General features: G+C 59.1%; 25 protein-coding genes, 4 tRNA genes and 1 pseudogene. 22 read left to right on the top strand and 8 right to left on the bottom strand.

The window, feature by feature from the left end:
- Positions 1-9 precede the first annotated feature (9 nt).
- Entirely contained in the window at positions 10-1,248 is a 1,239-nt protein-coding gene (locus tag CRI94_RS01585; protein WP_098073903.1) for a DUF1015 domain-containing protein, read from the bottom strand.
- A 522-nt stretch (positions 1,249-1,770) separates the two neighbouring features.
- Between CRI94_RS01585 and CRI94_RS01580 the strand changes: the two genes are divergently transcribed.
- The 6 genes from CRI94_RS01580 to CRI94_RS01555 all read left to right on the top strand — a co-directional run bounded on the left by CRI94_RS01580 (position 1,771) and on the right by CRI94_RS01555 (position 4,891).
- Positions 1,771-1,843 (top strand) — tRNA-Met (locus CRI94_RS01580).
- A 161-nt stretch (positions 1,844-2,004) separates the two neighbouring features.
- Positions 2,005-2,077 (top strand) — tRNA-Met (locus CRI94_RS01575).
- A gap of 241 nt (positions 2,078-2,318) precedes the next feature.
- A tRNA-Asp gene (locus CRI94_RS01570) sits at positions 2,319-2,395 on the top strand.
- A gap of 59 nt (positions 2,396-2,454) precedes the next feature.
- Positions 2,455-2,528: transfer RNA gene (locus CRI94_RS01565), tRNA-Asp, on the top strand.
- Positions 2,529-2,739: 211 nt separating this feature from the next.
- Positions 2,740-3,729: a potassium channel beta subunit family protein gene (locus CRI94_RS01560; RefSeq protein ID WP_143815263.1), complete on the top strand. Its 990-nt coding sequence runs from the start codon at positions 2,740-2,742 to the stop codon at positions 3,727-3,729.
- 328 nt (positions 3,730-4,057) lie between these two features.
- On the top strand, positions 4,058-4,891 hold the full coding sequence (locus tag CRI94_RS01555) for a ZIP family metal transporter (RefSeq protein ID WP_098073901.1): 834 nt from the start codon (positions 4,058-4,060) through the stop codon (positions 4,889-4,891).
- A gap of 55 nt (positions 4,892-4,946) precedes the next feature.
- Here the strand turns inward: CRI94_RS01555 and CRI94_RS01550 are convergent, their stop codons facing one another.
- Together CRI94_RS01550 and CRI94_RS01545 are read right to left on the bottom strand one after the other, a co-directional pair.
- The gene (locus CRI94_RS01550) at positions 4,947-5,450 is read right to left on the bottom strand and encodes a SixA phosphatase family protein (RefSeq protein WP_179862108.1); all 504 of its coding nucleotides are present in this window, start codon (positions 5,448-5,450) and stop codon (positions 4,947-4,949) included.
- A gap of 43 nt (positions 5,451-5,493) precedes the next feature.
- Positions 5,494-7,542: an alpha/beta hydrolase domain-containing protein gene (locus CRI94_RS01545; RefSeq protein WP_143815262.1), complete on the bottom strand. Its 2,049-nt coding sequence runs from the start codon at positions 7,540-7,542 to the stop codon at positions 5,494-5,496.
- Between the two features lie 266 nt (positions 7,543-7,808).
- Here CRI94_RS01545 and CRI94_RS01540 point away from each other — a divergent pair, with 266 nt between their 5' ends.
- Positions 7,809-8,732, top strand: a complete 924-nt coding sequence (locus CRI94_RS01540; protein WP_179862107.1) for a dihydrodipicolinate synthase family protein — start codon at positions 7,809-7,811, stop codon at positions 8,730-8,732.
- A gap of 107 nt (positions 8,733-8,839) precedes the next feature.
- Here CRI94_RS01540 and CRI94_RS01535 read toward each other — a convergent pair whose 3' ends face one another.
- From CRI94_RS01535 to CRI94_RS01525, 3 genes are all read right to left on the bottom strand, one after another.
- Positions 8,840-9,136, bottom strand: coding sequence for a hypothetical protein (locus CRI94_RS01535; protein ID WP_098073897.1), 297 nt, complete (start codon positions 9,134-9,136; stop codon positions 8,840-8,842).
- A gap of 100 nt (positions 9,137-9,236) precedes the next feature.
- Positions 9,237-9,842, bottom strand: coding sequence for a dCTP deaminase (gene dcd / locus CRI94_RS01530; RefSeq protein ID WP_098073896.1), 606 nt, complete (start codon positions 9,840-9,842; stop codon positions 9,237-9,239).
- A gap of 135 nt (positions 9,843-9,977) precedes the next feature.
- Positions 9,978-10,670: a WbqC family protein gene (locus tag CRI94_RS01525; RefSeq protein WP_098073895.1), complete on the bottom strand. Its 693-nt coding sequence runs from the start codon at positions 10,668-10,670 to the stop codon at positions 9,978-9,980.
- A 259-nt stretch (positions 10,671-10,929) separates the two neighbouring features.
- Between CRI94_RS01525 and cruF the strand changes: the two genes are divergently transcribed.
- The 8 genes from cruF to CRI94_RS01485 all read left to right on the top strand — a co-directional run bounded on the left by cruF (position 10,930) and on the right by CRI94_RS01485 (position 18,041).
- Entirely contained in the window at positions 10,930-11,802 is an 873-nt protein-coding gene (cruF, locus tag CRI94_RS01520; RefSeq protein WP_098073894.1) for a bisanhydrobacterioruberin hydratase CruF, read from the top strand.
- 53 nt (positions 11,803-11,855) lie between these two features.
- Positions 11,856-12,785 carry a phytoene/squalene synthase family protein gene (locus CRI94_RS01515; RefSeq protein ID WP_098073893.1) on the top strand — a complete coding sequence of 310 codons (930 nt, stop codon included), beginning with the start codon at positions 11,856-11,858 and terminating at the stop codon, positions 12,783-12,785.
- Between the two features lie 138 nt (positions 12,786-12,923).
- Entirely contained in the window at positions 12,924-13,556 is a 633-nt protein-coding gene (locus CRI94_RS01510; RefSeq protein ID WP_245846025.1) for a 1-acyl-sn-glycerol-3-phosphate acyltransferase, read from the top strand.
- A gap of 20 nt (positions 13,557-13,576) precedes the next feature.
- Positions 13,577-14,176: a hypothetical protein gene (locus CRI94_RS01505; RefSeq protein WP_245846024.1), complete on the top strand. Its 600-nt coding sequence runs from the start codon at positions 13,577-13,579 to the stop codon at positions 14,174-14,176.
- 51 nt (positions 14,177-14,227) lie between these two features.
- Positions 14,228-15,349 (top strand): glycosyltransferase family 2 protein, encoded by a 1,122-nt coding sequence (locus CRI94_RS01500; RefSeq protein ID WP_098073890.1) that lies wholly within the window; start codon positions 14,228-14,230, stop codon positions 15,347-15,349.
- A gap of 57 nt (positions 15,350-15,406) precedes the next feature.
- A complete protein-coding gene (locus CRI94_RS01495) occupies positions 15,407-15,760 on the top strand; it encodes a LapA family protein (RefSeq protein WP_098073889.1) in 354 nt (117 codons plus the stop codon).
- Positions 15,761-15,815: 55 nt separating this feature from the next.
- On the top strand, positions 15,816-16,931 hold the full coding sequence (gene corA, locus CRI94_RS01490; protein ID WP_179862106.1) for a magnesium/cobalt transporter CorA: 1,116 nt from the start codon (positions 15,816-15,818) through the stop codon (positions 16,929-16,931).
- A 108-nt stretch (positions 16,932-17,039) separates the two neighbouring features.
- Complete coding sequence (locus CRI94_RS01485) at positions 17,040-18,041, top strand: S66 peptidase family protein (protein WP_179862105.1); 1,002 nt, start codon at positions 17,040-17,042, stop codon at positions 18,039-18,041.
- A 130-nt stretch (positions 18,042-18,171) separates the two neighbouring features.
- Here the strand turns inward: CRI94_RS01485 and CRI94_RS01480 are convergent, their stop codons facing one another.
- Positions 18,172-18,687, bottom strand: a complete 516-nt coding sequence (locus tag CRI94_RS01480; RefSeq protein WP_098073886.1) for a BrxA/BrxB family bacilliredoxin — start codon at positions 18,685-18,687, stop codon at positions 18,172-18,174.
- 327 nt (positions 18,688-19,014) lie between these two features.
- On the opposite strand from CRI94_RS01480, the gene CRI94_RS01475 reads away from it, so the two are divergent.
- From CRI94_RS01475 to CRI94_RS01460, 4 genes are all read left to right on the top strand, one after another.
- Positions 19,015-19,596 (top strand): NlpC/P60 family protein, encoded by a 582-nt coding sequence (locus tag CRI94_RS01475; RefSeq protein ID WP_098074285.1) that lies wholly within the window; start codon positions 19,015-19,017, stop codon positions 19,594-19,596.
- A gap of 250 nt (positions 19,597-19,846) precedes the next feature.
- Positions 19,847-20,326 (top strand): transcription elongation factor GreA, encoded by a 480-nt coding sequence (gene greA / locus CRI94_RS01470; protein WP_098073885.1) that lies wholly within the window; start codon positions 19,847-19,849, stop codon positions 20,324-20,326.
- Positions 20,327-20,438: 112 nt separating this feature from the next.
- Positions 20,439-21,401, top strand: coding sequence for a monofunctional biosynthetic peptidoglycan transglycosylase (mtgA, locus tag CRI94_RS01465; protein ID WP_245846023.1), 963 nt, complete (start codon positions 20,439-20,441; stop codon positions 21,399-21,401).
- A 65-nt stretch (positions 21,402-21,466) separates the two neighbouring features.
- Complete coding sequence (locus CRI94_RS01460; protein WP_098073884.1) at positions 21,467-22,486, top strand: threonine aldolase family protein; 1,020 nt, start codon at positions 21,467-21,469, stop codon at positions 22,484-22,486.
- Positions 22,487-22,550: 64 nt separating this feature from the next.
- Here CRI94_RS01460 and CRI94_RS01455 read toward each other — a convergent pair whose 3' ends face one another.
- Positions 22,551-23,015, bottom strand: a complete 465-nt coding sequence (locus tag CRI94_RS01455) for an RrF2 family transcriptional regulator (protein ID WP_098073883.1) — start codon at positions 23,013-23,015, stop codon at positions 22,551-22,553.
- Positions 23,016-23,749: 734 nt separating this feature from the next.
- Between CRI94_RS01455 and nirK the strand changes: the two are divergent.
- From nirK to CRI94_RS01440, 3 genes and pseudogenes are all read left to right on the top strand, one after another.
- Positions 23,750-24,790 (top strand): annotated as a pseudogene (nirK, locus tag CRI94_RS01450) (copper-containing nitrite reductase); the annotation flags it as partial.
- 86 nt (positions 24,791-24,876) lie between these two features.
- Positions 24,877-25,761: a formylglycine-generating enzyme family protein gene (locus tag CRI94_RS01445; RefSeq protein WP_218919339.1), complete on the top strand. Its 885-nt coding sequence runs from the start codon at positions 24,877-24,879 to the stop codon at positions 25,759-25,761.
- Between the two features lie 26 nt (positions 25,762-25,787).
- Positions 25,788-26,387: an SCO family protein gene (locus CRI94_RS01440; RefSeq protein ID WP_179862104.1), complete on the top strand. Its 600-nt coding sequence runs from the start codon at positions 25,788-25,790 to the stop codon at positions 26,385-26,387.
- Positions 26,388-26,429: the final 42 nt, after the last annotated feature.

The raw sequence follows: 26,429 nt of genomic DNA, 5'->3' as shown, positions 1-26,429 counted from the left end.
CAATGGTGATTACACGTCGTCGGCAAAGTCGTGCACGAGCAGCCCGGAGCGCAGCTTCGGCTCGAACCAGGTCGACTTCGGCGGCATCAGGTCGCCCTCATCCGACACGTCGAGAAGCTCCTCGATGGCGGTCGGGTACATCGACACAGCCAACGAGGCCCGCCCGTTTTCGACGCGGTCTTCGAGCTCGTCGGTCCCACGGATGCCACCGACGAAGTCGATGTTGGCGTCGCGACGCGGATCCGTGATGTCGAGCATCGGCTCCAGGACGAACTCCGACAGCCGGGCAACGTCCAGCTGGTCGACGGAGCGGTCTCCTTCCGATTCCGGCAGCGCCATGCGGTGCCAGGCGCCGTCGAGGTACAGGCACACCGTCCCCTTGTCCTGCGGCACAGGGTTATCGACGTTTCGCTCGACGCCGTATTTGTCGTCCAGCTGGTCGAGAAACTCGGCCGGCGAGACGGGCAGGTCGAAGACGACGCGGTTGTACGCCATGATGTGCATCATCCCCATCGGGAAGAGCACGGCCGGGAAGAACTCGTATTCCGGCGCGTCGGGAGCATCCAGTGCCGTATCTCCATCACGATAGTGCTCGGCCGCACGGCTTGCGGCTTTGCAGCGGTGGTGACCGTCAGCAACATACAGGTTGGGGACGGAATCGAACGCATCGACCAGCCCTTCCGGCTCGGCCACGCGCCAGATCGTGTGCCGGACGCCATCCTCTGCCTCGAAGTCGTACAGCGGGTCGTTCTCCATGGCCGAGCGCATCTGCGATTCCACGGCGTCGTCGTCGCGGAACGTCAGCATCACCGGTTCGGCGTGCGCCTTCTGCTCGACAATGTGACGCGTGCGGTCATCTTCTTTGACCGGACGCGTTTTCTCGTGCTTAAGAATGACCTCGTCGTCGTAGTCCGCTACCGAGACACACCCGAAGATGCCCGTCTGCTCGCGCCCGTCCATAATTAGACGATAGACGTAGACGGACGGCGACTCTTCTCGCACGGTGTCTTCGTCCTCCACGAACGCGCGCAGGTTCTCCGCGCCCTGGGCGTACACGGCATCATCGTGCTCGTCGATCCCTTTCTCCAGGTCGATTTCCGGACGGATTACGTGGAGAAAACTCTTCGGCTTTCCCTCCGCGAGCTCGCGGGCTTCCTCCGTATTAATGACGTCGTACGGGACCGAGGCGATTTCCTCAACATGTGCGGAATCAGGTCGAACAGCGCGAAACGGGTGAAGCGTAGCCATGTGCGTGAGGTTACGTGATCGATGCCAGTGAGCGTGACCTTTCCTATGCGGAAGGCCGATGCGCGTAGTATACAAGCAAGCAGGTAGACACGCACACCTTAGACCGTCCGCACACAAAGTTAACAGCGGCGGTGTGATCATCATTCGTATCGTCCACCGATCGTTCCGCAGAGGCTGTGGCATTGGGCCGCGTCACGTGTCCATTGACGTGACGTTTGCACAGGTTCATGTTCGCATTTGAACAGACGATGATGTGCGCATCGTTCGTGGTCCTTCTCTCCAACGCCGCCCTCGGCCCCGACCGATGCAGAATGCGCCGAAACACGATTTCCGTGAGCGTTGTATTAATCCAACGAAATAAGCGGTTTTCAGAGAACAAGACCGGTGACAGAAGGTCTAAGGTGATCCGCGACGGGAAAATGGGGCACGCTGCCCGACGCCGCGGAGCGCTCGAAAGATTGTGCACTCGGTCATGACGAGTCGCGGAGCGCCGGTCGAGACCACCGAAACGGTCCCTTACATCGCGGGGTAGAGCAGCTGGTAGCTCATCGGGCTCATAACCCGAAGGTCGCAGGTTCGAATCCTGCCCCCGCTACATCGCACAAGTTGTGCGATATGCATGTCGCGTCTTCACCGGCGCATTGACATATGATTAGCAGTGGAGATCTCTCCACTCGTCGTTCTGATCCAGGCGCGTCATGACCGCCTCCTCCCGTCCGGGATGGTCGTCGACCAGAACAGAGAAAGACCCTACATCGCGGGGTAGAGCAGCTGGTAGCTCATCGGGCTCATAACCCGAAGGTCGCAGGTTCGAATCCTGCCCCCGCTACTTCGCACGAGTTGTGCGAGAACAGCTCTTATCGTTTTTGAAAGAGCGTATTTTTTCACCCGCCTCCCCATCGAGAGCGGGTGATTTTGATTGGCATTCGATGGCGAGGTCATCTTGGCCTTGAGCGGCGGACAAATCGACGACCCTTCACAGAATGGGTCTTGACGCAAACCGCCTCTCCGTTGTACCCTTTGCAACGCTTGTCACGAACGAGTCTATGGCTCGTGGCAGCGTACTTTACGGTCCGGTAGTTCAGTTGGTTAGAATGCTGCCCTGTCACGGCAGAGGTCGCGGGTTCGAGTCCCGTCCGGACCGCCAGCAACGCTCTTTCGATTTAATGCTGTACCGCGCGCAGAGTCATACGGCGCGGTCCTTACGGTCCGGTAGTTCAGTTGGTTAGAATGCTGCCCTGTCACGGCAGAGGTCGCGGGTTCGAGTCCCGTCCGGACCGCTTTTCCATTCCAGATCTTCCGCGCTTGTATGCGCGCTGTCGCCGCATCCCCTCCGGGGAGTGCGGCTTTTTTATTATCCGTACGACATTTGACCCTGCGGCTCGTCGCGTGAACGAATCACGCCTGCGTCACACCGGATACTTTCGCCTTCGCGCCGGGTCCCATACCTTCTCGACCGCTCGCCCTTCTCTCCTCTTAGCTCTTGACTCTATGCAATATCGCAGACTCGGACGCTCCGGGCTCCAGGTTTCCGCTCTTTCCTTCGGCTCGTGGGTCACGTTCGGCGACCAGATCGACGTGGATCGTGCCGCGGAATGCATGCAGGTCGCGTACGAACATGGCGTCAACTTTTTCGACAACGCTGAAGCATACGCGAATGGGAAGTCAGAATTGATGATGGGCGAGATCTTCCACTCGAAAGGTTGGAAGCGCTCGGACCTGGTTGTCTCCACAAAGATCTTCTGGGGCGGAGACGGACCGAACGATCGCGGCCTGTCCCGCAAGCACGTTCTTGAGGGAACGTACGCGGCCCTCGACCGCCTCCAGATGGATTACGTCGACCTCGTGTTCTGCCACCGCCCGGACCTTCACACGCCTGTGGAGGAAACGGTCCGCGCGATGAGTTACCTCGTCGAGCAGGGGTACGCGATGTACTGGGGAACGAGCGAATGGAGCGCGGAGCAGATCCGGCATGCGCACGGCATCGCCCGGCAGTACAACCTCGTGCCGCCGACGATGGAGCAGCCGCAGTACAACATGTTTCACCGGGATCGGGTCGAATCAGAATATGCGCCGCTGTACCACGATGTTGGGCTTGGAACGACAATCTGGAGCCCGCTCGCGAGTGGACTTCTGACCGGGAAGTATAACGACGGCATCCCCGAAGACAGCCGCCTCGCCACGGCGGGCTACGAGTGGCTGAAAGATCAGGTACTCATCGAGGAGCGCATCGAGAAGGTTCGAAAGCTCAGCGACATCGCCGATCAGGTCGATGCATCGATGGCCCAGCTTGCTCTGGCCTGGTGCCTCACAAATGACGACGTCAGCACGGTCATCACCGGCGCGTCCCGTCCCGAGCAGGTGGAGGAAAATATGCAGGCAATCGAGGTGGCAGACCGGCTCACCGACACGCATATCGACTCGATCGAAGCCATTCTCGACAACCGCCCGGCTGAGAAGCGCGACTGGCGCGACAACTAAGCCGCGGTTTTCGACACGGCTCATCGACGCCACCTACCTCCTCATGTTCGTCTCTCTTCGGCTCTGCCGACCAACGAGAGGGTGACAGACCCAGCGCGTTCCCAGATTCCAATCTTAGGAGTCGTGGGGCGCGCTTTGTTTTGTTCTCACCGGCAAAGTGCCGACGCGCGGATGGCGTATCGAGACGTCAGTTATATTTCCGCACCATCTGTCTGCCGATCGTCTGCAGCAGTTTGACGACCACTCGTGCGATGAGACCACCTGATATTGTACTGGTTGTGTCGTAGAGTGATTTCTGGAATCCGTCTGTCAAACAATCCCTCAACCCATGATCGAAGGCGCCTCCGCCTGGTTCGCTGTCCAATCTCCGATGCTTCAGGCCCTTCTCGCCGGGCTGTTTACCTGGACCGTGACCGCCCTCGGCGCATCAGTCGTGTTTTTCACTGAGTCGGTCAATCGCCGGTTCCTAGATGCGATGATGGGGTTTGCCGCTGGCGTCATGATTGCGGCGAGTTTCTGGTCGCTTCTTGCCCCATCGATCGATATGGCGGAGGCCCAGGGCATACCGACGTGGCTACCCGCCACCGTCGGATTCCTCCTTGGCGGCGTGTTTCTGCGCCTCGCGGACGCGATTCTACCTCACCTCCACGTCGGCGCTGAAATGCACGAAGCGGAAGGCATGCAGACGTCTTGGCGACGGGCGACGCTTCTGGTTCTCGCCATCACGCTCCACAACATTCCTGAAGGTCTGGCTGTGGGCGTGACATTCGGCGCTGCAGCACTTCAAATGGATGTGGCTACCGGGGCAACTCTTGCGGCCGCTGTCGCGCTGGCGATCGGGATCGGCCTGCAAAACTTCCCGGAGGGGATTGCGGTGTCGATGCCGCTCCGCGGCGAAGGCGTTACGCCTCTAAAAAGCTTCTGGTACGGACAAATGTCTGGGTTCGTCGAACCCGTTTCGGCCGTGCTCGGCGCATTTGCTGTTGTCTCCGTTCGCCCCCTCCTTCCGTACGCTCTGTCGTTCGCAGCGGGGGCGATGATTTTTGTGGTCGTGGAGGAGCTCATCCCCGAATCGCAGCGTCACGGGAACACCGACCTGGCTACGATGGGAGCGATGGGCGGCTTCGCGGTCATGATGCTTCTCGACGTGGCCCTCGGTTAAATTCACGACCTCGATACGTGCGACCGGCGTCAAGACCGACAGCCTCGCAGCGAAACTAGAGGCCGTTCCCACGCACGGCCATGGGAGGCATGAACCAGACCAGGCGTCCGCTCCTCGATTTCACCTTTGACCACGTCCGAACCGATAGCTGAATACATGCGACGGCGCCGGTCCGCATGTCGACCTGCGCACCCGTTAAACGCTGTATCACCGCTCCCCATGCGGGCTGGTGGCCGACCATCAGGACGTTCCCGTAGCCTCCGTTCAGGCTACGGATTTCATCCATCACGGCATCCGGCGTTGCCTGGTACAACCGCTCCGTCGCCGCCACTTCGATGTCGTTAAGGTTCGCCCCACGCGACATCCATTCGCACGTTTCCCGGGTTCGCACTGCGGACGAGGAGACGATATGTGCTGGAAATTGCCCGATGCCTGCCATGTGCCGCCCCATCGCCTCTGCATCGCGACGCCCCCCATCCGTAAGTTCGCGCTCATGATCGGTCGTGTAGGCAGCCCCGCTTTCGGCCTGGGCATGTCGCTGTAAGAAAAGAACGCGCATCGATGTGTGATATCCGGTAAAATGATATTGGTGCACGGCCGGGTCACGGCGCCATAATCCAGTCCCAGAGTGCCATAGCTCGCTCCATCTCATCCTCGCGGTCTTCCGTGAGGAGAAACCCACCCTCGATCAGCCGGTCGGCCGCTTCACGAACCCGAGCGCGGTAGGCATCTCGAGCCGGGTAGAGAGTGGAAATGGCAGGTCGAGGGTCCGACGCGCGCTCCCTCTCCACCGGGGTCCTCGGCAGGGGAATCATTCCGCCGAAGAAGTCTGCCAGCTCGCCGGTATTGTTTGCGGCGGCGGTACGTAGACGCCACGGTGTGATTGTCGCGAGAGGCGCTTGCACGAACACGCTGCGAATGCCTCCCTGTTCATTCCCGATGCTGTCGACCTGAGGGATGCGCGTCCCGAACGCCGTTCCCATACGCGGGGGCTGTTGCGTGATGACGCGGTTGCGTTCCCATTTTGGTCCGTAGTCCATTCGGTGCGCCGTATGCACGTCTGTCGGCGTATCGACACCTTCGATCGACGGAAACGACAGATTTTCAATTGGGACGAGATCATCGTTCAAAACCGTTGGATACTGACTTGGGGGCGGAGGCGTCCCGTGATCGAGCCAGTTGGTCATCGCAACCAGAAGCGCGCGATAAACGGTTCGGGTATCGACGGGGTGAGCCTCGACGAACGTGACGCTGTCTGGAGCGGCGGCCTCCGGGAGCGACCCGGGGACGTGCTGCGCCGATGCGATGTGATAAATGCGCTCGCTTGGTAGAGGCGCAACATCCGCCGTACCGTCGGGCGTCGTGTGGATGAGCGACGCGGCCCGGCCATAATACTCGTATCCGGAATTGATGAACATCGTGCGCGGCATGTGGGAAGCCGATTCGAGATGGGCCGCCAATCCGTTGCTTTGAGTGGCGAGAGAATCAAACTGCGTCGCCGTCGAAAACGGGAAGATGTCCGTCGGATAAGCGAACGCCGAGTACCGGTGCCCGTCGCGCGAGGGCTGGGCAAAGCGATGATTGAAGCTGCCCCGCCCCGCGCCCGCGGTCAGAACCATCATACCGTCGAACGCCATTCGGCCGTCTTCGGTGGTGTTAAACCCGTCGTAGATAAACTGTCGGAGGAAGCGGCCCGTCTGCGAGATCCCGAGCCCGAATACGCGGTCGACCGGCGCGACGGAGCGCGTGTCGTACTTGAGATAAGCCACCGCGTCACGGATGGCCGCCAGTCCCAGCCCGACAACAGCGGGTTTCGACGAGCGATAGACAAGTTCATAGATGCGACCCGGGCGAAACCCCTTTTCCGACGCAATATGCGTGCTATCCGGCTGGAGCGATGTCCCCACCGAATCCACCTCTGCAACCCCGAAACTCCAGTCAGAGCGCGGAACGACCTCGCGGGGCGCATTTCGACCCGTTCGCACAGTGAGTAGGTGATCCGGATGATCGAAGCGGATCGGTGGGTATGCAACATGGTCGCGGTGCGACAGCGGAAGCGTAAATGCCGTATCTTCGACAACCCAGTCGCTGCGAACGAGTCCCGTCAGCAGCGATCCGTCGGGCTCCGATGCTCGCGGCACATGCAGACGGAATCGTCCCTCCTCGTGCGGAACGTCCCACTGCCAGCCGAGCCACATCATCGTGAGCCCCTGACGAAGGAGCAGCAGATCCCCGAGTGCGTCGGGGTCGGTGGCGAGGGAATCGAACGGCGCGCTGGCGTCATTAAAGTATCGGAGCGCGGCCGGACGCCCACGATTGACCACCTCGACAAGCCCGATCCCACGGCGCATTTCCACCACGGTCGGCTGCATCAAGACGAAGCGCGTCCATGCCTCCACCTCACCCTTTGCATTGCGCGGCGCAAGATCCAGATCGGTGATCGCCTGGTTGCGAGGGTGCGCTGGATCGAAAGCGAAGTAGATTTTCCCTCGAAGCACCTCGTATCGACCATGCGGCCCGGTCGACTCGCCATCGTTGACCACCGTGCGTTCCTCCACCTCTACGCGAACGACTCGAGCCTCCGCGGGTCTGGTACCGGCCACAATAAAAACAAGAAACAGCACCAGAAAACCGATCGATCGACGAGCCATACGTTCGGAAAAATTGGACATGGGAGAAAAAGACATCGAGGCACCCAGCGGAGGCACCGTATTACATCGCCTGGGCCTCAACTAATATAGACGATGGTTCCTGAAAGTGTCCACGTTCTGCACAATCGAAGGTCAAAAGATCGAGTTACGCTCCGGCAAAACGTCGACTCAGATCGTTCCTGAAAAGTTGTTGCTCTCCGTCGTATGTTTTGATCAGCGCGCGATCGATGATCGAGTCGTATCTCCTCCCGTCGTCACAACAGATTATGTCCGACTCCCAACCACACGGCGTCATCGCAGCTGCCTGCACTCCGATCAACGCTGATAAAGGGCCTGATGCCACCTTGCTCGCGGAGCACGTCCGGCGGCTACAGACCCACGGCTGCGACTTCGTTCTCCTGTTTGGCACAACCGGCGAAGGGCTCTCCTTTACGGTTGAGGAACGCAAGCGAACGCTCGACGCCGTCATAAGCCAGGGTGTAGATCCGGCGTCCCTCCTCGTCGGAACAGGCGCATGTCCGCTTCCGGATGCGGCGGAGCTAACGGCTCACGCGACCGACCACAATGTCGCGGGCGTTCTCGTTGTGCCGCCGTTTCACTTCCCGGTGGTGTCCGATGACGGTGTGTTTGCCGCGTACGATGCACTTATCCGGGACGTGGACGACGACCGGCTCCGGCTCTATTTCTACCATTTTCCCGACATGACGGGCGTCAAGATCTCTTTTCCCGTCATTCAACGCCTTATCGACGCGCACGGCGAGCAGGTGGCTGGCGTCAAGGACTCCAGTCGAGAGTGGGACCACATGCAGGCACTCTGCCACTCTTTCCCGAATCTTCGTATCTTCTCTGGTACAGAGCGCTTCCTCGCCCCGATCGTAGCGGAAGGTGGTGCCGGGTGCATTTCTGCTACAGTGAATGTCACCGCACCACTTGCACGGAAGGTCTATGCGGGCGCGGTTGCCGGTCAGGACGTCAAGCTCGACCAGGACCGCCTCTCGAACCTTCGAATGGACATCGCACAATATCCGGTCATTACCGCGCTGAAGTGCCTTCTTGCGATGCAAACGGGAGAGACCTCATGGACTCGAACACGCCCTCCGATCATACCTCCAACCGATGATCTTCGCGCCGAACTGGATGGGGTGCTCACCCAGCTCGCTGACCTCGAGGCTCCCACGTCGAGCGCCTGATCAAGCTGATGAGAGAATGCGAGCTGCCGCGTCTCGCCGCAACGCTGACAAGAAGATCTTAGGCAGCCTCGATGTTCTTGTTCAGGTCGTGCGACACACCTCAACGGTTATTCCTGTGGAGGTCCGGTCTGAACAACACGACCGTCCGGTAGAATACGTTCGTTGGGAGCCGGCTTCTGTGACGGAAAGTCGCTCATGGGTACGTCCTCGTCTCGATCCTTCGGCACGTAGTGAACGTGATCCCCATGCGGCACCTCCATGTAGGGTTGATCCGCAAACTGGGTGATCGCGTTATACGTCACGACGACGATCAGTCCGACGAAGAAGAGCGCGACGACGATACGCCGCGTAGACCATCCCGACGATGATGTCGATTGTTTGGGAGATGGGGCTTCAGGAGGCATGCTACTAACGTTGTCAGAAAAAATTAGGCCGCGTCGACGTGACTGCTACGCAAGAGGGAGTTGACGGCTCCCTCGAAAGGGGTAAACAAACAGGTCCGAGTCATCCGGTCGACTGGGTGTCCCCTCCCCTTGCATGGGGTTTCTGCACGTTATCCATTCGCGGCAACGTGATTCCCCGCTGGTGCTGGTACTTGCCTTTTTTATCGGCGTACGAGACTTCCGGCGTCTCCCCGTGCAGGAACAGCACCTGTGCAATCCCTTCGTTCGCGTACACCTTGGCCGGGAGCGGCGTGGCGTTGCTGATCTCGATCGTCACGTGTCCCTCCCAGCCCGGCTCGAGCGGTGTCACGTTAACGATGATCCCGCTTCTCGCATAGGTAGACTTACCGAGCACGATCGCCAGCACATCCGGTGGCATGCGGAAATACTCGACGGAGCGACCGAGCACGTACGAGTTCGGAGGGATGAGAATGTGGTCGTCCGTTTCGTATTCCACCATCGCCCGCTCATCGATGCGCTTCGGGTCGACGACACTGTTGTGGATGTTCGGCGTGAACACTCGAAATTCGGTCGCGATCCGCATATCGTACCCGAACGAGCTCAAGCCGTAGCTGATGACATCTTCGCGGACCTGCCCATCTACAAATGGGTCGATCATGGAAGCGTCGGTAGCGAGCTGGCGAATGTGGTGATCCGGTAGAATCATGTAAGGCGTTTCGTCGAAACAAAAAGGCGGTAGGTAGGACCGAAGAAAGTCCGTCGTGGTACGGGCAACCGCTTCGGCTCGGTGCGATACGCCGGAGGGCGCGATGCCGGTCGTTGGAGCTCGCGCCCCGCGAACCTACGCAGTGTCCGCATACGGTTGAATGGTCCCCGCATCGGCGATTCGGACAGCGGCATCCGGGCCGTAGTTAAAGGCGAAATCCATCGCAGACATCTCGGCCTCAAAGCCCTCGAAGTTCTGGCGGTATGGTTCCAGGTCAAACTGTAGTACGTGTACGTCGCGTCCGGTCTTTGCGTTGACGGCAGCGGTATCGGGCAGGCAAAGAAGCGATTCGCCCTCTGCATCCATGGTGGCGAGGATGTCATCGACCGAGGCCGGAGCACCGTTCAGTTCAGAAGCCCGAATGATCGGCGTGTCGATTTGCATCAGTTTCGCTTCCACTTCGACCGAGCGACACGTCAGATCTGCAAGCGTTGGCCATTCTTCCTCATCAAACATCGGCCGAAACCGATCCTCGTAATACTCGAAGTACATCGTTGAACGATAGTTGTACATGAAAGAGCGCCAATGACGCTCCTTCCACCGATTATCGTGATCGATCTTTACCCGATGAATCGGTTCGCCGTACGCGTATCCCTGCAGCGGCACAGTAATCCACTGCCAGCCGTTTGGATTGCGGAGCTTGCTACGGTTCTGGAACGATTGCCGACTATATTGAAACGTGTCCGCGAGCACGAAGTGATCTGCATGTTGCATCAGCGAAATGTACGCGGAGCGCGGGAAATACTCCGGCGGGCGGATGGCTATCATCGGGTAAGGCAGGGACGCCAGATTGGGACGGACAGCTGAACTCGGTTACTCCTAACAACCCTCGTCTCGAAAACAGATGCAAGTAAGTCGTCTCCTCCCGGACCTCCTTCCACAAACGTTCATTCACTCGGAGCAAACTGTCCGGTAGATTTTCAACCCACGATCGGACGCTGCTTGTGAAAGGCAGCCGATCCTCTCACCTCCGCATCATCCCAATTCGGCCGCCTCACTTTTCACCCACTCGACCCTTCAATTCTGTATGCCCACGGATACTGCCTCGCAGGGCTTCCGCGACTCCATCGACCAGTTGTTTCGATTTGGGTTTTGGTTACTGGTAGGCTCGGTTGTGTTCAGCTTGCTGGGAATGCTCCTTCTGAAACTCTTCCCGTCGGCCTGGGGCGTTTTCGGTCCCATCTACGATAAGCTGGTCAAAACGCCAACCTGGACGTACATGGCGATGCTGGCAATCCTGCCTGTACTGATGTATGGACCGTCTCTGGGGTGGAAGCGAATGACGTTCTTTATCGCATGGGGCTGTCTGATCGGCGGAAGCAGCGAATTGATCGGAACGACGGGTTTCGCGACCTGGAACGACATCGCACTTCCGTTCGGAGGCTACGAGTACACGCAGTGGTTGGGAGCCAAAATGTTCGACCACGTGCCGTATTTTATCCCGCCCTCCTGGTTCGCGATGGCCGTCGTGTCCTTTGACCTTGCTCGACGCGTTGTGAGTTCGCGCTGGGCCGGGGTGCTGGTTGGAACCGTATATATGGTGCTGTGGGACGTGTCGCTCGATCCTGCAATGACCCAAGGGCAGGTTCCGTTCTGGTCGTACGCCGTCGACGGATTTTACTACGGAATGCCGTTGTCGAACTGGATTGGATGGTTCGTCGTCTCGCTCGTGATTATCTTTGGTTACGAGTACATCGGAGGCGGACTCAAAGAAACAAACGAGTGGGCTCCATGGCTTTACATCGTCAACTGCGCGTTTCCTCTCGGCATTTGTTTACTGGAAGGCCTGTACCTCGCCGTTCTCGTCGGTACGCTAGCCACCGCCGTTCCATTCATCGTACTCTATCTCCACGGAAAGCGGCGGCCTACGATTCAAACGCCTCAGCCACAGCAGGCCTGAGTGGTATGTGACCCGTTCGTGTCCGACTGTATGCTCTAGCCTTCTGCCTGAATATGTCTACGGCAACTCTAGATACGCGCGCCGACGAAGATCAGTGGATCTGGACGTCGTTTCGCCACCATTCCCGTACGTTCTCTCTGGCCACGCGCTTCCTCCCGCGCTCGGTGCAGATGCCCATCGCGACTCTGTATCTGTTCTGCCGCCGGGTCGATACGCTCGCGGATGATCGGGTGCTAGAGGTCGGAGCTGCTCAAACACTCCGAGAACTAGATGAACTAAACGCTGCCCTCGACAAAACGCTACTCGGCAACCCGCCTGTGGAGAACATCCTCTGGAGGCGACTGCATGAGGTCCATCAGACGTACCAACTCGACCGAGAGCCACTGTACGAACTCATTGCCGGGGCTCGGTGGGACCTGGAGGGCGAAACGGTGGACACGCTCGATGATCTGATCTACTACTCTAACCTGGTTGGTGGGAGCGTTGGGGCAATGATGCTCCCGTTCCTCGTCGACGATGACCGCCACCGTGATGAACTCGAGGAGCCGGCGCGGAAGCTCGGCATCGCAATGCAAATCACGAATATTCTTCGTGATGTCGGCGAGGACGCCCGCCGGCTGGACCGGATCTACCTGCCGTCAACGTGGATGCAAGACCACGGCGTGAACCCAGACGATCTAGAATCTGGCACCGTCCCTCCGAACTACTCCGAGCTACTGGAACCGATCATGGAGGAAGCGGAGTGGCGGTACCTTGAGGGGTTTTCCGGGATCGACGCGCTGCCGTGGAAGTGCCGGACTGGAATCCGTGGAGCCGCGCGCATGTATCGCGAGATTATGAATGAGGTCCGCGCGAACGGCTACGACAATCTGAACCACCGAGCGTACGCCTCCCTCGGGCGAAAGCTCTTTCTTGTTGCGATCGACAATTACGAGGCACGGAAAAACCGGCTCAAAACACGAGCTCCACACGTGGCCGCCTGAGCGGACACGACTGAACCTCGTCGTGATTCTTTCTGCCCTTCCCAACCTCCCGGTTTGTTGTTGAAGAGATTCGGTACGGTCGCCGTTCGGGCGTTGATGCGATACGAGTTGCGGTCGACGTTTCGACGTATCGCATGGATGGATGAGACGCCTCCGAAAGCAACCGAGGGGCTCCCGGACACATCACCCGTGATTTTGTATGCAAACCATCATCACTTCTACGACGGGCATCTGCTGTGGTATCTCCTTCGACACGCTCTCGGTCGCCCCGGGACCATCTGGATGGAAGAATGGGATCGCTACCCTTTTTTCGCTGCCGTAGGGGCACAGCCATTTCCAACGGACGACTCGCGACGCCGCGCCGCAACCATTCGGAGGACCGCCCGCAGATTTCGAGAGGCGCCACGAACCGTGATGGTGTACTTTCCGGAAGGCGAATTGCACACCCCGGCGGAGGGCATTCATCCGTTTCCTGAAGGGGCCGCGCAACGCCTCGCACGATTCTATCCAGAAGCGACCTGGTGGCCGATCGCCATCGACGTTACGTTCTGGGGCGATAAACATCCAACGGCTTGCCTCCTTCCTGGCACTCCTCATTCTGCACCGGATGGAAACGAACGGGATCGTTTAACGCGACTCTGGCATACGCTTCGTGAAACGTTGCCCGAAGCACCACACCACGTCCTGTTGAACGGACGGCCGAGCCCGACCGACGTGTGGGACTTCTCACGCTTTGCGTCCCTCTTTGCGCGCTACCTCAAGCCCCTATGATCGCAACCCTTTTGCTGACCTTGTCCCTCACGTTCGCCGATTCCACGCAGGCCCACTACGCACAGCAGAATGCCGATGCGCTTCGGCACATGCTTGCCGAGTCGGACACGCGAGCCGAGTCGCTGATGGCGCGCTATCGCCTCTATCCCCTCACCGAGGACACAGATGTGATTGATGACATTCCGGAGGAACTGGGGCCGGACGCCTCCGCGCGAGAGCTTGCGCTTCTCTCCGGTCTGTGGGCGTACCGAGCAGGCGAAACGAACTTTTTCATGGCCATGCGCTACGGCCGGCGTTCGATGAGTCGGCTGGAAGAGGCAGAAGAGCGCGATCCGGATGAACCGTTCGTTCTCCTCGTCAAAGGCCAGTCCCTCATGTTTCGCCCCGAAATTGCCGGCAAAGACGTCGCCGCTGCCGTAGATGTGTTTCGCGCACTTATCGAGTCGCTAGACCATCACCCGGATTGCGGCATCTCTCGAATCGAAGCGAGAAGCTGGCTCTGGCTTGCCATGAAAGAAAACGGTCAGACACGTGAAGCCGACGAACTGCGCACCGAACTCCTCGCCGAAAACCCACCTCCGCTCTACGACCAGTTCCTGGCGGATCCTCCCAGCGTATAAACATATCTCGTTCCGCCTCCGCCGTTTGCCCCAGCCCCCACTCCCTCTCTAATGCCGACCCTCCCTTACGCCGACTTCATCGCCCCATATCTTGCCGGCGTTCACGTTCTTATCTGGGTCACCCTTCTCGCCAACATCATTTATCTGCGACGGAAGCGGACGCGCAAGCAGCCTGATATCGAGCCGTTTGTCTCCATCCTGATTCCGGCGCGGAACGAGGAAGAGAACCTCCGGCGCCTCCTCCCCTCGCTCCTCGAACAGGACTACGAGCACTTCGAAGTCATTGTTGTCGATGATGGCTCGACGGACGCGACGTGGAACGTATTGTCCGCCGCGAACGATAATCGTCTTCGACCGGTGCGCGGCGAGGGTCCCCCGCCGGGCTGGTTAGGCAAACCGCACGCCTGCTACGTTGCCGCCTCCCACGCCGAGGGGGATCGCTACCTCTTTCTCGATGCCGACACGGAGCTCGCCGATTCGGGCGCCCTCCGACGCATCGTGGAACGCGAGTCTGCCCTGCCGGACGATACCGTTGCGACCGGATTGCCGCGTTTACGGGGAGCCGCTCAGATTCTTGTGAGTCTCGTGCCGAACGCCATCCTCACCGGACTTCCCTGGCCGCTGGTTCGCCCACTACGCATCGATTCGCTCGGTGCCTTGAATGGCCAATGCTGGATGATCGATGCGGATCGGTATCACGCATACGAGCCGCATGTAGAGGTCAAAAACAAGGTCCTCGAGGATGTAGAGATCGGCCGCTACTTCAAACGGGAAGGGTTTACGCCGGCACTGCTGGATGTCCGCGATGAGATCACCGTCTACATGTACAGTACCTTCGGAGATGCCTGGCGCGGATTTCGGAAAAATGCGTATCTGATTCTCGGCGGTTCCCCTGCATCATTCGTCGGGCTCTACTTGTTCTTTTTCCTTACCTTCGTTGCCTCCCCATTCGTGCATCCAGGATTTCTGGCGAGTGTGCTCCTGCTCAAAGGAACGACGGACCGCCTGACTCGATTTTCGCCCCTATTCGCGCTCCTCGCTCCCGTCTCCTATCTTCTCGGTAGCGCTCTGCAACTCGACTCTGCCATCTCCCACTGGACCGGTCGCGTCTCGTGGAAAGGTCGCAGCGTCGGTGCCGTTGCCGTTGACCGATCCACGGCGTCCAATTCTTGATTTCGATGTACCGCGTCCCCGCTCGCTCCGTCCCGATAGACAGCCTTTTCCAGTACCATGCGTTTCGCACTCGTCTTTGCGCTCATTCTCGCTGTTCTTACGGTCGTATTTGCGCTGCAAAATGACGATCCGATGGCCGTCGATTTCTTGTTCGTCCAGACGCAGGGCTCCAAAGCGCTCGTGCTGATCGTGACGTTCGCTACGGGCGTGCTCACGGGTCTACTCAGCACCCTGCCCGGACGAATTCGCGATCGGCGGAAGATCAAGAACCTCAAAGGATCAACAACCCCAACACCGGGCCCTTCCGCATTCGAATCACCATCCGCCGAAACGTTCTCCCGGAAGAAGAAAAAGCAGAAGGACACGAAGGACACGTCGTCGAGCCCATCGTCAAGCTCGTCGTCATCCTAGCGCCTAAACCCCGATACTCTGGCCCCCTCTGTCCTTTCTTTCCCTGCTGATGCCTATGGCCTCTCGAACACGACGCGCCGCCGATCGCCTCCTGTTTCCGATCAAGAAGCGACGACACAAGGTAGGTCTGGCCCCAGGATCCGTCGTGTTCGTCGGAGAGGAACGGTCAACGCCGATAACCTGCCGGCTTACGAACTACGCACCGGACCTCCACGAGGTCTCCGATGAGGATGACGTCGAAGTCGCCGTGCAGCGGTTTTTAGAGAGTGACGAATCGACAGTAACGTGGCTGGATGTATCGGGCGTACACGAGCCGGACAAAGTTCAGACGATTGGAAATCAGCTGGGACTCTCCCCCCTGCTGCAGGAGGACATCGCCAACACAGGTCAACGCCCGAAAGTTGACGAGTCACCGGAGGCGATTTACATCGCAGCGAAAATGCTTCGGTACACCGACGACGCGGAACGGCCGCATCTGATCGCAGAGCAGATTAGCCTGATCGTGCGACCGGAAGGAGTCGTGTCGTTCCAGGAGGTGCCGGGAGACATACTGGACCCGCTGCGCGAGCGGATCGCACGTGGACGAGGTCGCATTCGCTCATCCGGTCCAGCCTACCTCGCCTATGCGATCCTGGACGTCCTCGTTGATTACTACTTCGTCGTGCTGGAGACGATGGCCGAACGTGCGGAGTTACTCGAAGACGCCGTTCTTGAAGACCCAAACGACCACACCCAGTCCGCGCTGAACGAAATGCGGCGCGACCTGGCTCACGTGCGCAGACACGCATGGCCGATGCGCGAGGTGCTCTCGCATCTCGAGCGAACGCAGCATCCTTTGTGGCCAGATGACGTGCTTCGACCGTACGTTCGAGATGCATACGAGCACGCCGTCCAGGTCCTCGATATGGTCGAGTCGCTTCGAGATCTCGCGGGCGGCCTCATGGACCTGTACATGACGTCTCTCTCGAACCGCATGAACGAGGTGATGAAGGTCCTCACCATCATCGGTACGATCTTTATCCCGCTCACCTTTGTGGCTGGCATTTACGGGATGAACTTCGAGAATATGCCTGAACTTTCGGCGCCATACGGCTACCCCATTACGATGGCGTCCATGGCTGCCATTGCCCTCGTTCTCGTGTACTACTTTCGAAGAAAAAGCTGGCTGTAGTCGTGGGTGCCGCTGTTCGTCCTCCATGACGGTCGTATGATCTCGGCATCAGGCCATATTGACGGATTTTCGAGCACCCTGATTCATCCTTTCCACGCGCTGCCACACATGCTCCCCCCGCCCCTTCGCCCCGGAGATCGCATCGTTGTTATTGCCCCTGCGAGCGCGCCGCGCGATGTGGAGCGCTACCGACGGGGGATTGAGGTCTTGCGGCGCATCTATGAGATCGATGTCCTCTACGAGCCGGAAGAGGCCACGTCCCCGCACGGCTACCTCTCTGCGCCGGACGCGCGCAGGCTGGCTGATTTGCAGTCGGCTCTTGCAGATCCGGATGCAAAAGCTCTCATTGCTACGCGAGGCGGCTATGGGTGCCTGCGCATCCTTGACGACCTATGGACGGAGGCTGAAAGCTTTCCCCCAAAGTGGGTAATCGGATACAGTGACCTGACGGCTCTGCAAATGGCTCTGTACGCACGTCGCGGATGGGCTTCGCTCTCCGGCCCGGTCGTGACGGAATGGGCGAAGATGTCCACGGATAGCATCACCAATGGCTCAGCGTCGGCGTCGCCGGATGCGTGGCAAAATGCGGACACGGGCGATCTGGATGCAGCCGCAGCCTTCCACCGTATTGCCAGTTCTAAAGAAGGACAGCTTCCGCTTGCGGCAGATCTGCCCGTTCTGTCGGGTCGAGGCGTCGCTCGCGGTCCCCTCCTTGGCGGCAACCTGTCGGTCTTCGTCAACCTCATCGGTACCGACTTTCTACCCGACCTGGCGGGCGCCATTCTGGTTCTCGAAGACGTGGGCGAAGCCCCATACCGTGTGGACAGAATGCTGACGCATCTGCACCTCGCCGGATGTCTTGACGAGCTCGCCGGCGTAATCCTCGGATCGTTTCGTCCCGGAGACGCAACGCCGCCCACCCTTACGATGGACGAGGTCCTACAGGATCGATTTTCCAATCGCCCCTATCCAGTTGTCCGCGGGCTCGCGTACGGTCACATTTTGCCCCGGCTCACGCTCCCATTCGGCGCCCCTGCCGAGCTACGCGTCGAGAGGAGCACCGCGTCTCTCCATGTGGATATGCAACGGTCTGATGCTTCTGTCGCCTGACGCTTGGAGCAACGAGATACGCGCAAGCCTCCCGCAAACAAAGAAAAGCGCCCAACCTCGGACCGGTCGGGCGCTTTCCTCAATCTCAAATCGCTGGAAACGCGCAGTCGTGCCATCCAGCAGGCACGTGCTACATAATCGAGCGGAACGAAGACGGAACGTTATCGCTCTGGGCACGCCCGGACTCGTTCGGCTGCGACGGAGCGTCCGCAGGAATGTCGCCGTCCGTGCAGTATGTGTCGATCGCGTTGCGGAGATCCGACGCAATCGCGTTTGCCGTACGACCTTCGATGTGCTTCCGCTGAATGACGTAGACCGGATCGCCGTTGCGGAAGAGCGCGATGAATGGAGACGACGGCGGGATGCCGGCGAGGTGCTCACGGGCGCGGTCCGTGGCTTCCAGATCCTGTCCGGCGAAGACCGTGGTGTAGGCATCCGGATGCGTGTCGCCTTGCTTGACCATGGCGACGGCCGGCCGCGCGTTCCCGGCAGCACATCCGCACACAGAGTTGATGACGAGCACCATCGTGCCGTCCTTCGTTTCGTCGAACGCCTGGTCAACCTCCTCGGCGGTTTTCAGTTCTTTGACGCCGAGGCGCGTCAGTTCCTCGCGCATCGGCTGTACCATCTGCTCAGGATACGGCATAGGGGTGGGTCCGGTCGGGATTGGGAAGATACAGTAATCGGGGATGTTGGCCGTGCGTGGCCGTAGGGATGTACCGTACCAGGGTATGCGATGATCCAAACGCCAGCTCGTCGGCGACGTCCTGGCGGCCACTTCTCGCATTCCTCAAGCGTGTGGATTCGAACGGTCTCCCTGTCGCACGTCGATCCTCTGGTTTTCCTTCTGTTCCTCCTCTATGTTATGCATCCGCCGCGCCGATCGTGTGGTTTTACTTCTTCAAACGTGTTGCTTTCTGATCGCGTCCCGCGGCATACCTTTCCCATCCTCTCGCATCCGACTCGTGCCGTGATGCCACCTCCCGGTGCCCGTCTTATCCCCCTTCTGGCGCTCTCGCTCCTGGCCTTGACGGCCTGCTCCTCGACGCAGTCAGCGAGAACATCAGAGGAACCATCCTACACTCGATCCAATGCGTCCGTCCAGAACGGGACGCTTGAGCCGGAGCTTCGATCCGAAGCACGCCGGTGGGAAGGCGTTCCACATCGCCTCGGGGGAACGGACCGCCGCGGAATCGATTGCTCCGCACTGACGCAGGTGCTCTACGCGGACGTTCTCGGACTCGACCTTCCACGCGAGACACGCCGTCAGTCCCGAGTGGGGACAGAGATCCGGCGATCAAACCTCCAGCCGGGCGATCTGGTCTTCTTTCGACCGGGGCGCAAACAAAGGCATGTGGGCATCTACCTGTCGAATGGCGAGTTCGTACACGCCTCGTCAAGCACCGGAGTCACCGTCTCATCCCTCCACACGGACTACTGGCAGCGCACGTGGTGGCAAGCTCGACGCGTCCTGCCAGAAAATCCCCGTGTCCAACCTAATCCAGAAACGCGATCCGTTTCATCCACGGACGATAGCAGGCGGAGCGGCTGGTAACGAAACTGTATGCGGTATCCACGCAGGCATTGCTTCGCTCCGATATTACGTTCCAATCCGTAAAAATACCGGAGCGTAGCCCCCCATGGACAGGAACAATTTTCCCCTGGCTGCCGAATACTACGGTCCGAGTCGGAAATAACACCCCCGCTACCGCCGCTGCCGGAATGGCTGTGGCGTTCTTTTTTACATGGCGGAGACCGATTCGGATGCCCCTTCTTTCGCTGTATTCACGTATTCACGTGCGACTATGACTAAAGATAAACCCGTCTACCTAACCGAGGAGGGTCTGCAAGATCTGAAAGAAGAACTTCGGTTTTTGAAGACCAAAGAACGTGCGCGTATTGCAGACGCCATCGCCGAGGCACGGGCCAAGGGCGATATCTCGGAAAACGCGGAATATGATGCCGCGAAGGAGGAACAGGGCAAGCTCGAAGCCCGAATCTCCAAGCTCGAAGATACCATCGCCCGCGCTCGACTCGTCGATGAGAAAACGGTTGATACGAGCAAAGCATACATCCTCTCGAAGGTGACCGTAGAGAATGTAGACTCTGGCGCCGAGCAAACATATACGCTCGTGTCGGAGCAAGAGGCAGACATTTCGGAAAACAAGATCTCTGTGGATAGCCCGATTGGAAGCGGGCTCCTCGGCAAGGAAGAGGGGGACACCATCGAGATCGATGTCCCCGCCGGAAGCGTGAAGCTCAAAATCAAGGACATCAGCCGCTAATTTCTGTCCGTAGGGTTGCAGACGGACGCCGATTGCGTCGGCACGCCGGACCCTTTGCCGCTCCGGCTCCGTCCCATCGACGTTAACAGTTTCAATACAACTGCACACCTCGGTGACGGACTCGCAGCCTCCATTCGATGCCTCGCACTCGCCCGAAGACGGGATGGGTGCGGGGCATTCTGTGTCTGATGACCCGAAAGCGACCCAGACGGCCAACGACGACTCGCCTGGAGCACCCGATACGGAAGCCGACGACAGCTCGAGCAGTCGCTCCGGTCTTCCCAGTGAAGCATCGACACACTCACAGGATTCTACGAGCGCCGAAACGCCTCACGCAAAGGACGAAGACGCCGATACCTTTGAGGTTTTTACCCTGACGCCTGAAGTGATGCGCTCCTGGCTTCGCACCGCCATGCGAAGCATCCTCCTCGTACTCGGCAGTTACTACGCTCTGTGCACGCTCCTGCTCATCGCCTATCGATGGGTCGACCCACCGATAACAGGTGTACAGATACAACGGTCGGTGGCGGCCTGGTGGACAGAAGCAGACTACGAGCGCTCCTATGAACCGGTGTCGCTTCGTGAGATCGATGATGACCTGGAGCTCGCCGTCGTCTCTGCTGAGGACACTCGGTTCTTTCAGCATACAGGGATCGATTGGAAAGCCATCGGAGAGGCGATCGAGGATAACCGCGAACGCGGGCGAATGTACCGGGGTGGATCAACGATCACACAGCAACTCGCAAAGAATCTGTTTCAGACGACGCACAGTTCGCTGATCCGGAAAGGCTTGGAGGTGCCTCTGACGTACCTCACCGAACTGCTTCTCCCGAAGGAACGCATCCTCGAATTGTACCTGAACGTGATCGAGTGGGGCCCCGGCGTCTTCGGGGCCGAAGCTGCATCTCGGTACCATTATGGGCATTCTGCCGATACGATGAGCCGGTGGCACGCGGCAGCCCTCGCAGCATGCATTCCAAACCCACTTGTCCGTAGACCCCGCCGAATGGACAGTTACGCTCGTACAATTCTCGGACGTATGCGACAGGTTGAGCGCTTCGAAGCGTACTTCTAGCGCTTCGTTCCACGTTCGACCGCGCCATCAGCCCTCCCCCGCCCACGACCATTTCATCCCCTTCAATGATCGATCTGCGCAGTGACACCGTGACCCGTCCCACCCCGGCCATGCGCGAGGCCATGGCGAATGCTGAGGTGGGCGATGACGTGTATGGCGAGGACCCAACGATCAATCGGCTGCAGGACCGTTGCGCAGAACTCTTCGGCGTCGATGCAACCCTGTTCGTGCCGAGTGGCACGATGGCGAACCAAATTTGTCTCCACGTCCTTACGGACCCGGGCGACGAGGTCATTCTCGACCGGTCAAGCCACGTGTTCAACTACGAGTCAGGCGCGAGTGGCATGATCTCCGGCGTACAGCTGAACCCAATCGATACGTCCGACGGTCGCCTTTCAACGGATGATGTCGAAGCGGCCATCCGACCGGACATGCCGGTGTACGCTCGATCTCGCGTCGTCAGTATCGAGAACACGGCGAACAAGGCCGGCGGCGTGGTCTACGACCTCAACCGCATTCATGATATCGCAGCCGTCGTTCGTGCTCATCGGCTTCGATTTCACCTCGACGGTGCACGTCTCTGGAATGCCTCAGTTGCGCTGGACGTCCCGGTGCACTCCCTCGTGAAGCCATTTGACATCGCCTGGGCTGCCTTCTCGAAGGGCATCGGCGCGCCCGTCGGATCGATCATAGCCGGTTCTCAGGACTTGATCAACGCCGCCCGTACCGTGCGCAAGCAACTCGGTGGGGGCATGCGTCAGTCGGGCGTCCTGGCGGCTGCCGCTCTGGTGGGACTAGATGGATACCGCGAACGGCTTGCTCGAGATCACGCGAACGCGCGTCGCATCGCCGATACCGTTTCAGACTTAGACGCGTTTGACCTCGACCTCGAACGCGTGCAGACGAACATCATCATCTTCGACGTTCACGACGGGACGGCCGAGTCGGTCATCGAGAAGCTTGCACGTCATGACGTCCACGTCACTCCGTTTGGCCCGCAGACCGTCCGCATCACGCTCCATCGAGACATCTCGGACGCCGACGTCAATGCGACGATGGATGCGTTGAAAGCGGAGTTTGCTTGACAGCTGCTGCGACGCCTCCGTGCCGCAGTTCGCCCGGCTTGCTGCGGCCAGAGTCTTTTCCTATTCACCGTCCCGGTGACGCTCTCCGGCCTCGGCATGGGAAATCCAGCCCTTCCATAATATCCGCCTCTCGCCCAACCGCTTCGGCGAGCGAAAGCCCACCGAACAATCCATCCAGGTGGTCTCTCACCTCTCCCCACTGGTCGTGCAGCGGACACGGCTTTTCGTGCCCACAACCAGGCAACCCGAGCACGCACTCGGTGAAGAGCTCCGGGCCGTCGATAGCGATTACGATTTCCTTCAGAGTCAATCGCTCTGGCGCTTGGCTAAGAGCTACTCCTCCATTGGGTCCCCGCATAGACGTAAGCAATCCAGCCTCATTGAGCTGCTGGAGTACTTTCGTCAAAAACGGGTAGGAGATATCCAGATGCTCACTGATCGCCCGGATAGGAACATATCCCTTCTGTGGGATCGACGCCAGATACATCGCCCCGGCAAGTCCATATTCGCATCCTTTCGAGAGTAGCATAGCATCAGAGAATTGGAGAAACGATCGGCCGGGCGTACAGACATTACATGATTTCGTAGTATTTTATCCTCATATGGATAATAGTTCCCGCTCTGCTTCACCGTCTGCGCAGCGGCGGTGCATTGACACGTTCCCGAGCACGTACGCTTTCAGGAGATGCTACCGTTGACTGTCAATCCTGTAGATGCTCGCGCCTTCGACGCTGTCACGAGTCCACGCAGATGGGATTCTCCTACCTTCACGGCGGTAGACAGACGACCACAATTCATTTCTCCCCCGGAGAGCGAGGGCCTCCCGTTCCGCATGCGTCAGATACACAATGGATCTCGCTCCTCCTTCCCTTTTCCGACCGTCGGGCGAATCTAAAATGATCGCTGGGGACCAAATGAAGCTGATTGACTCGACTCGAATCTCCGGCTACGGGTGTTTCTCAAGGGGGACATCGTCCTCGTCGCAAACCATCGACATCTCATGTACGCGATCTTCTGCTTGTAAAACCGATGTCCGCGAGACGACGATGGATGAATGCCCGCGTCCTTGATGTACAGAAAAAGAAGGGATAGCGAAGATAGCATAAAGAAGACCTGTTTGTCCGCTATAGACTTGCAACTTCCTTACTAACCGCGGATATAGAGACTGAGGTTTTCGGACAAAGTACTCTTAATACCGAGAATGTTCGCTTTCCCTCCTGGCATCATCTCAGACACCGTACTCTTACTTAAGAGGTAACCTCCATGCAACGTGCCTGCCTCCCCCCCACGTCTCTCCTTTCCACTCTGTTTGCACTCCTGCTGCTGGGCACGTTTCCGCTTTCCAGCTCCGCACAGACGAACCCAAACGACGTCTACCTCCCGCCGATTGAGGGTGAAGAGGTAGCCGTCCTGACGGATGCACCCGAGGTACCCGCCCCTATCACCCGGGATTACGCCACCCGAATGATCGTCAATCTTGACGTCATCGAGACAGTGGACGAGATCGCTCCCGGTGTTGAATATAACGTCTGGACGTTCGGCGGCGAGGTGCCAGGCAAGTTCATTCGCGTCCGTGAGGGCGACATGGTTGAGTTTCACATGCGCAACATGCCGGATAGCCGGATGCCGCACAACATCGACCTTCACGCTGTGACCGGTACGGGTGGAGGCGCCCACGCCACGCTCGTTCCTCCAGGTAAAGAGGCGGTCATGGAGTTCCGTGCCCTCAAACCGGGCCTGTACGTCTACCACTGCGCTACCACGCCCGTAGGCATGCACATCGCGAACGGCATGTACGGACTGATCCTGGTTGAGCCAAAAGAAGGCCTACCGGAAGTCGATCGCGAGTACTACGTGATGCAAAGTGAATTTTACACCGTCGGCAAGCACGGAGAAAAGGGCCTGCAGCAGTTCGACCTGCAGAAAGCGATTGATGAGAATCCCGAGTATGTGGTGTTCAACGGCGGGAAGGGCAAAATGACGGGCACAGGCGCTATCGAAGCCTCCCCGGGAGAGAGAGTCCGCCTTTTCGTGGGCAACGGCGGTCCCAACCTGGCCTCCTCCTTCCACGTGATCGGCGAAATGTTCGACAACGTCTACGGCGAAGCTGGCACGCGCGTCACCCAGAATAACGTGCAGACAACAACCGTCCCTCCGGGCGGAGCGGCTGTGGTCGACTTCAAGGTTGACGTTCCAGGTACGTACACGCTCGTCGACCACGCGATCTTCCGAGCCTTCAACAAAGGCGCGATCGGCATTCTGAAGGTAGAGGGCGAAAAAGACCCGAACATTTTCTCGGGCCAGACGGAGGTCAATGATGTGAAGCCGACGACCTCCGACGCTAAGGCAACCGATTCCTCAACGGAGTCAGGCCGAAAGAAGCGTTAACCATGGCTTCCAAAGGGCTCGCCCGCTGCGATCGGCGGGCCCGGCGGATCCCCCTCCTCCCTTTACTCTGCGATCCAATGTACCCCGTCCAGATCTTCCTCACCATTGGCTTCCTGCTGACCGCCCTTCCGGCGATGGGGCAGGCTACGTCAGCCGATGACGGCATGGTGCGGATTGATGACGGCTATCACACGCCGCTCTACAAGACGCCCTCAGAATTCGACTCGGTTCAGGTCGACGCATTTTGGCTGGCTCGCTATCCCGTGACCAATGCGGAATACCTGGCCTTCGTGAAAGCGAACCCTGAGTGGCAACGCTCCCGTGTGAAGGCGCTTTTCGCGGATGAAGGCTACCTGCGCCACTGGGCCGGCGATGTAATGCTCGGCCCCGAAGCTCCTCCCGAACATCCCGTCGTGTACGTGTCCTGGTTTGCCGCAATGGCGTACGCACGCTGGCAGGGGCAACGCCTGCCGACGACGACCGAATGGGAGTACGCCGCACGAGCGAGTGAGACCCACCGCAATGGCTACTCCGACCCCGGCTTCAAAGCCCGAGTGCTGGCCCATGCCACGAGCAATCAGTCGCTTCGCGACGTAGACAGGGCCACGGCCAACGTCTTGGGCGTCCACGGAATGCACGATCTCGGGTGGGAGTGGGTCGAGGACTTCAATACGCAGGTCATCAATGGGGACTCGCGCTACAACACGGCCTTTGACAAGGAGCGATTTTGCGGCAGCGGTGCGCTTGACGCCACCGAACTTGAGGATTACGCCGCCTTCCTCCGCTTCTCTGTGCGCACCAGCCTGAAGGCAACCGACACCATGGCCCGCTTGAGCTTTCGATTGGCCGCTGATGCACCAGATACGGTCCGCTCCGTGGCCCAATGACTGTCGACCAGACGACACGAAATCCGATGAAACAATTACTCGCTGTCCCGCTGATACTGCTGATTCTCGTGGGCACCACCTTTCCCGCGACGGCAACCACGCATCCTGATTCCACCGGGCTCCCGGAGACGTCGATCTACCAGCTGACGTCCACCTGGACGACCCAGGATGAAGCGACCGTTCAGCTCAAAAATTTCCGCGGGCGTCCGCAGCTCATCGCCATCGTGTATACCCACTGCGGCTATGCTTGCCCGATGATCGTGCAGAACATGAAGCGGGTCCTCGGAACGCTGTCCGATCCGGAGCGCGCTCAAGTGGGCCGCATCCTGGTGACAATGGACCCCGAGCGTGATACCCCCAAACGACTGCGCGAATTCGCAACGACGCACGATCTGGACCTCGCGGATTGGACGCTCCTCCGCAGCACGGACACGGACGTACGCGAGCTCTCCGCTGTTCTCGGCGTGCGCTACCAGCAAGAAGCCAGCGGCATGTTCTCCCATTCCTCCATCATTACGGTCGTAGACGCTGACGGCGTCATCGTTCATCAACAACCGGCCATTAACAGAGGGATTCAGGCTTCGTCGGACGCTCTGCGCCAACTCCTGAACGCCGCCCCCCAATAGCAAAACATCAAGACACCGGCGCACAAACGTGCGCTCCCCCGA

The sequence above is a fragment of the Longibacter salinarum genome (assembly GCF_002554795.1).
GTDB classification, from domain to species: domain Bacteria; phylum Bacteroidota; class Rhodothermia; order Rhodothermales; family Salinibacteraceae; genus Longibacter; species Longibacter salinarum.
The sequence above is the reverse complement of the archived record's forward strand: the minus strand, read 5'-3'. Positions and strand labels throughout refer to the sequence as shown.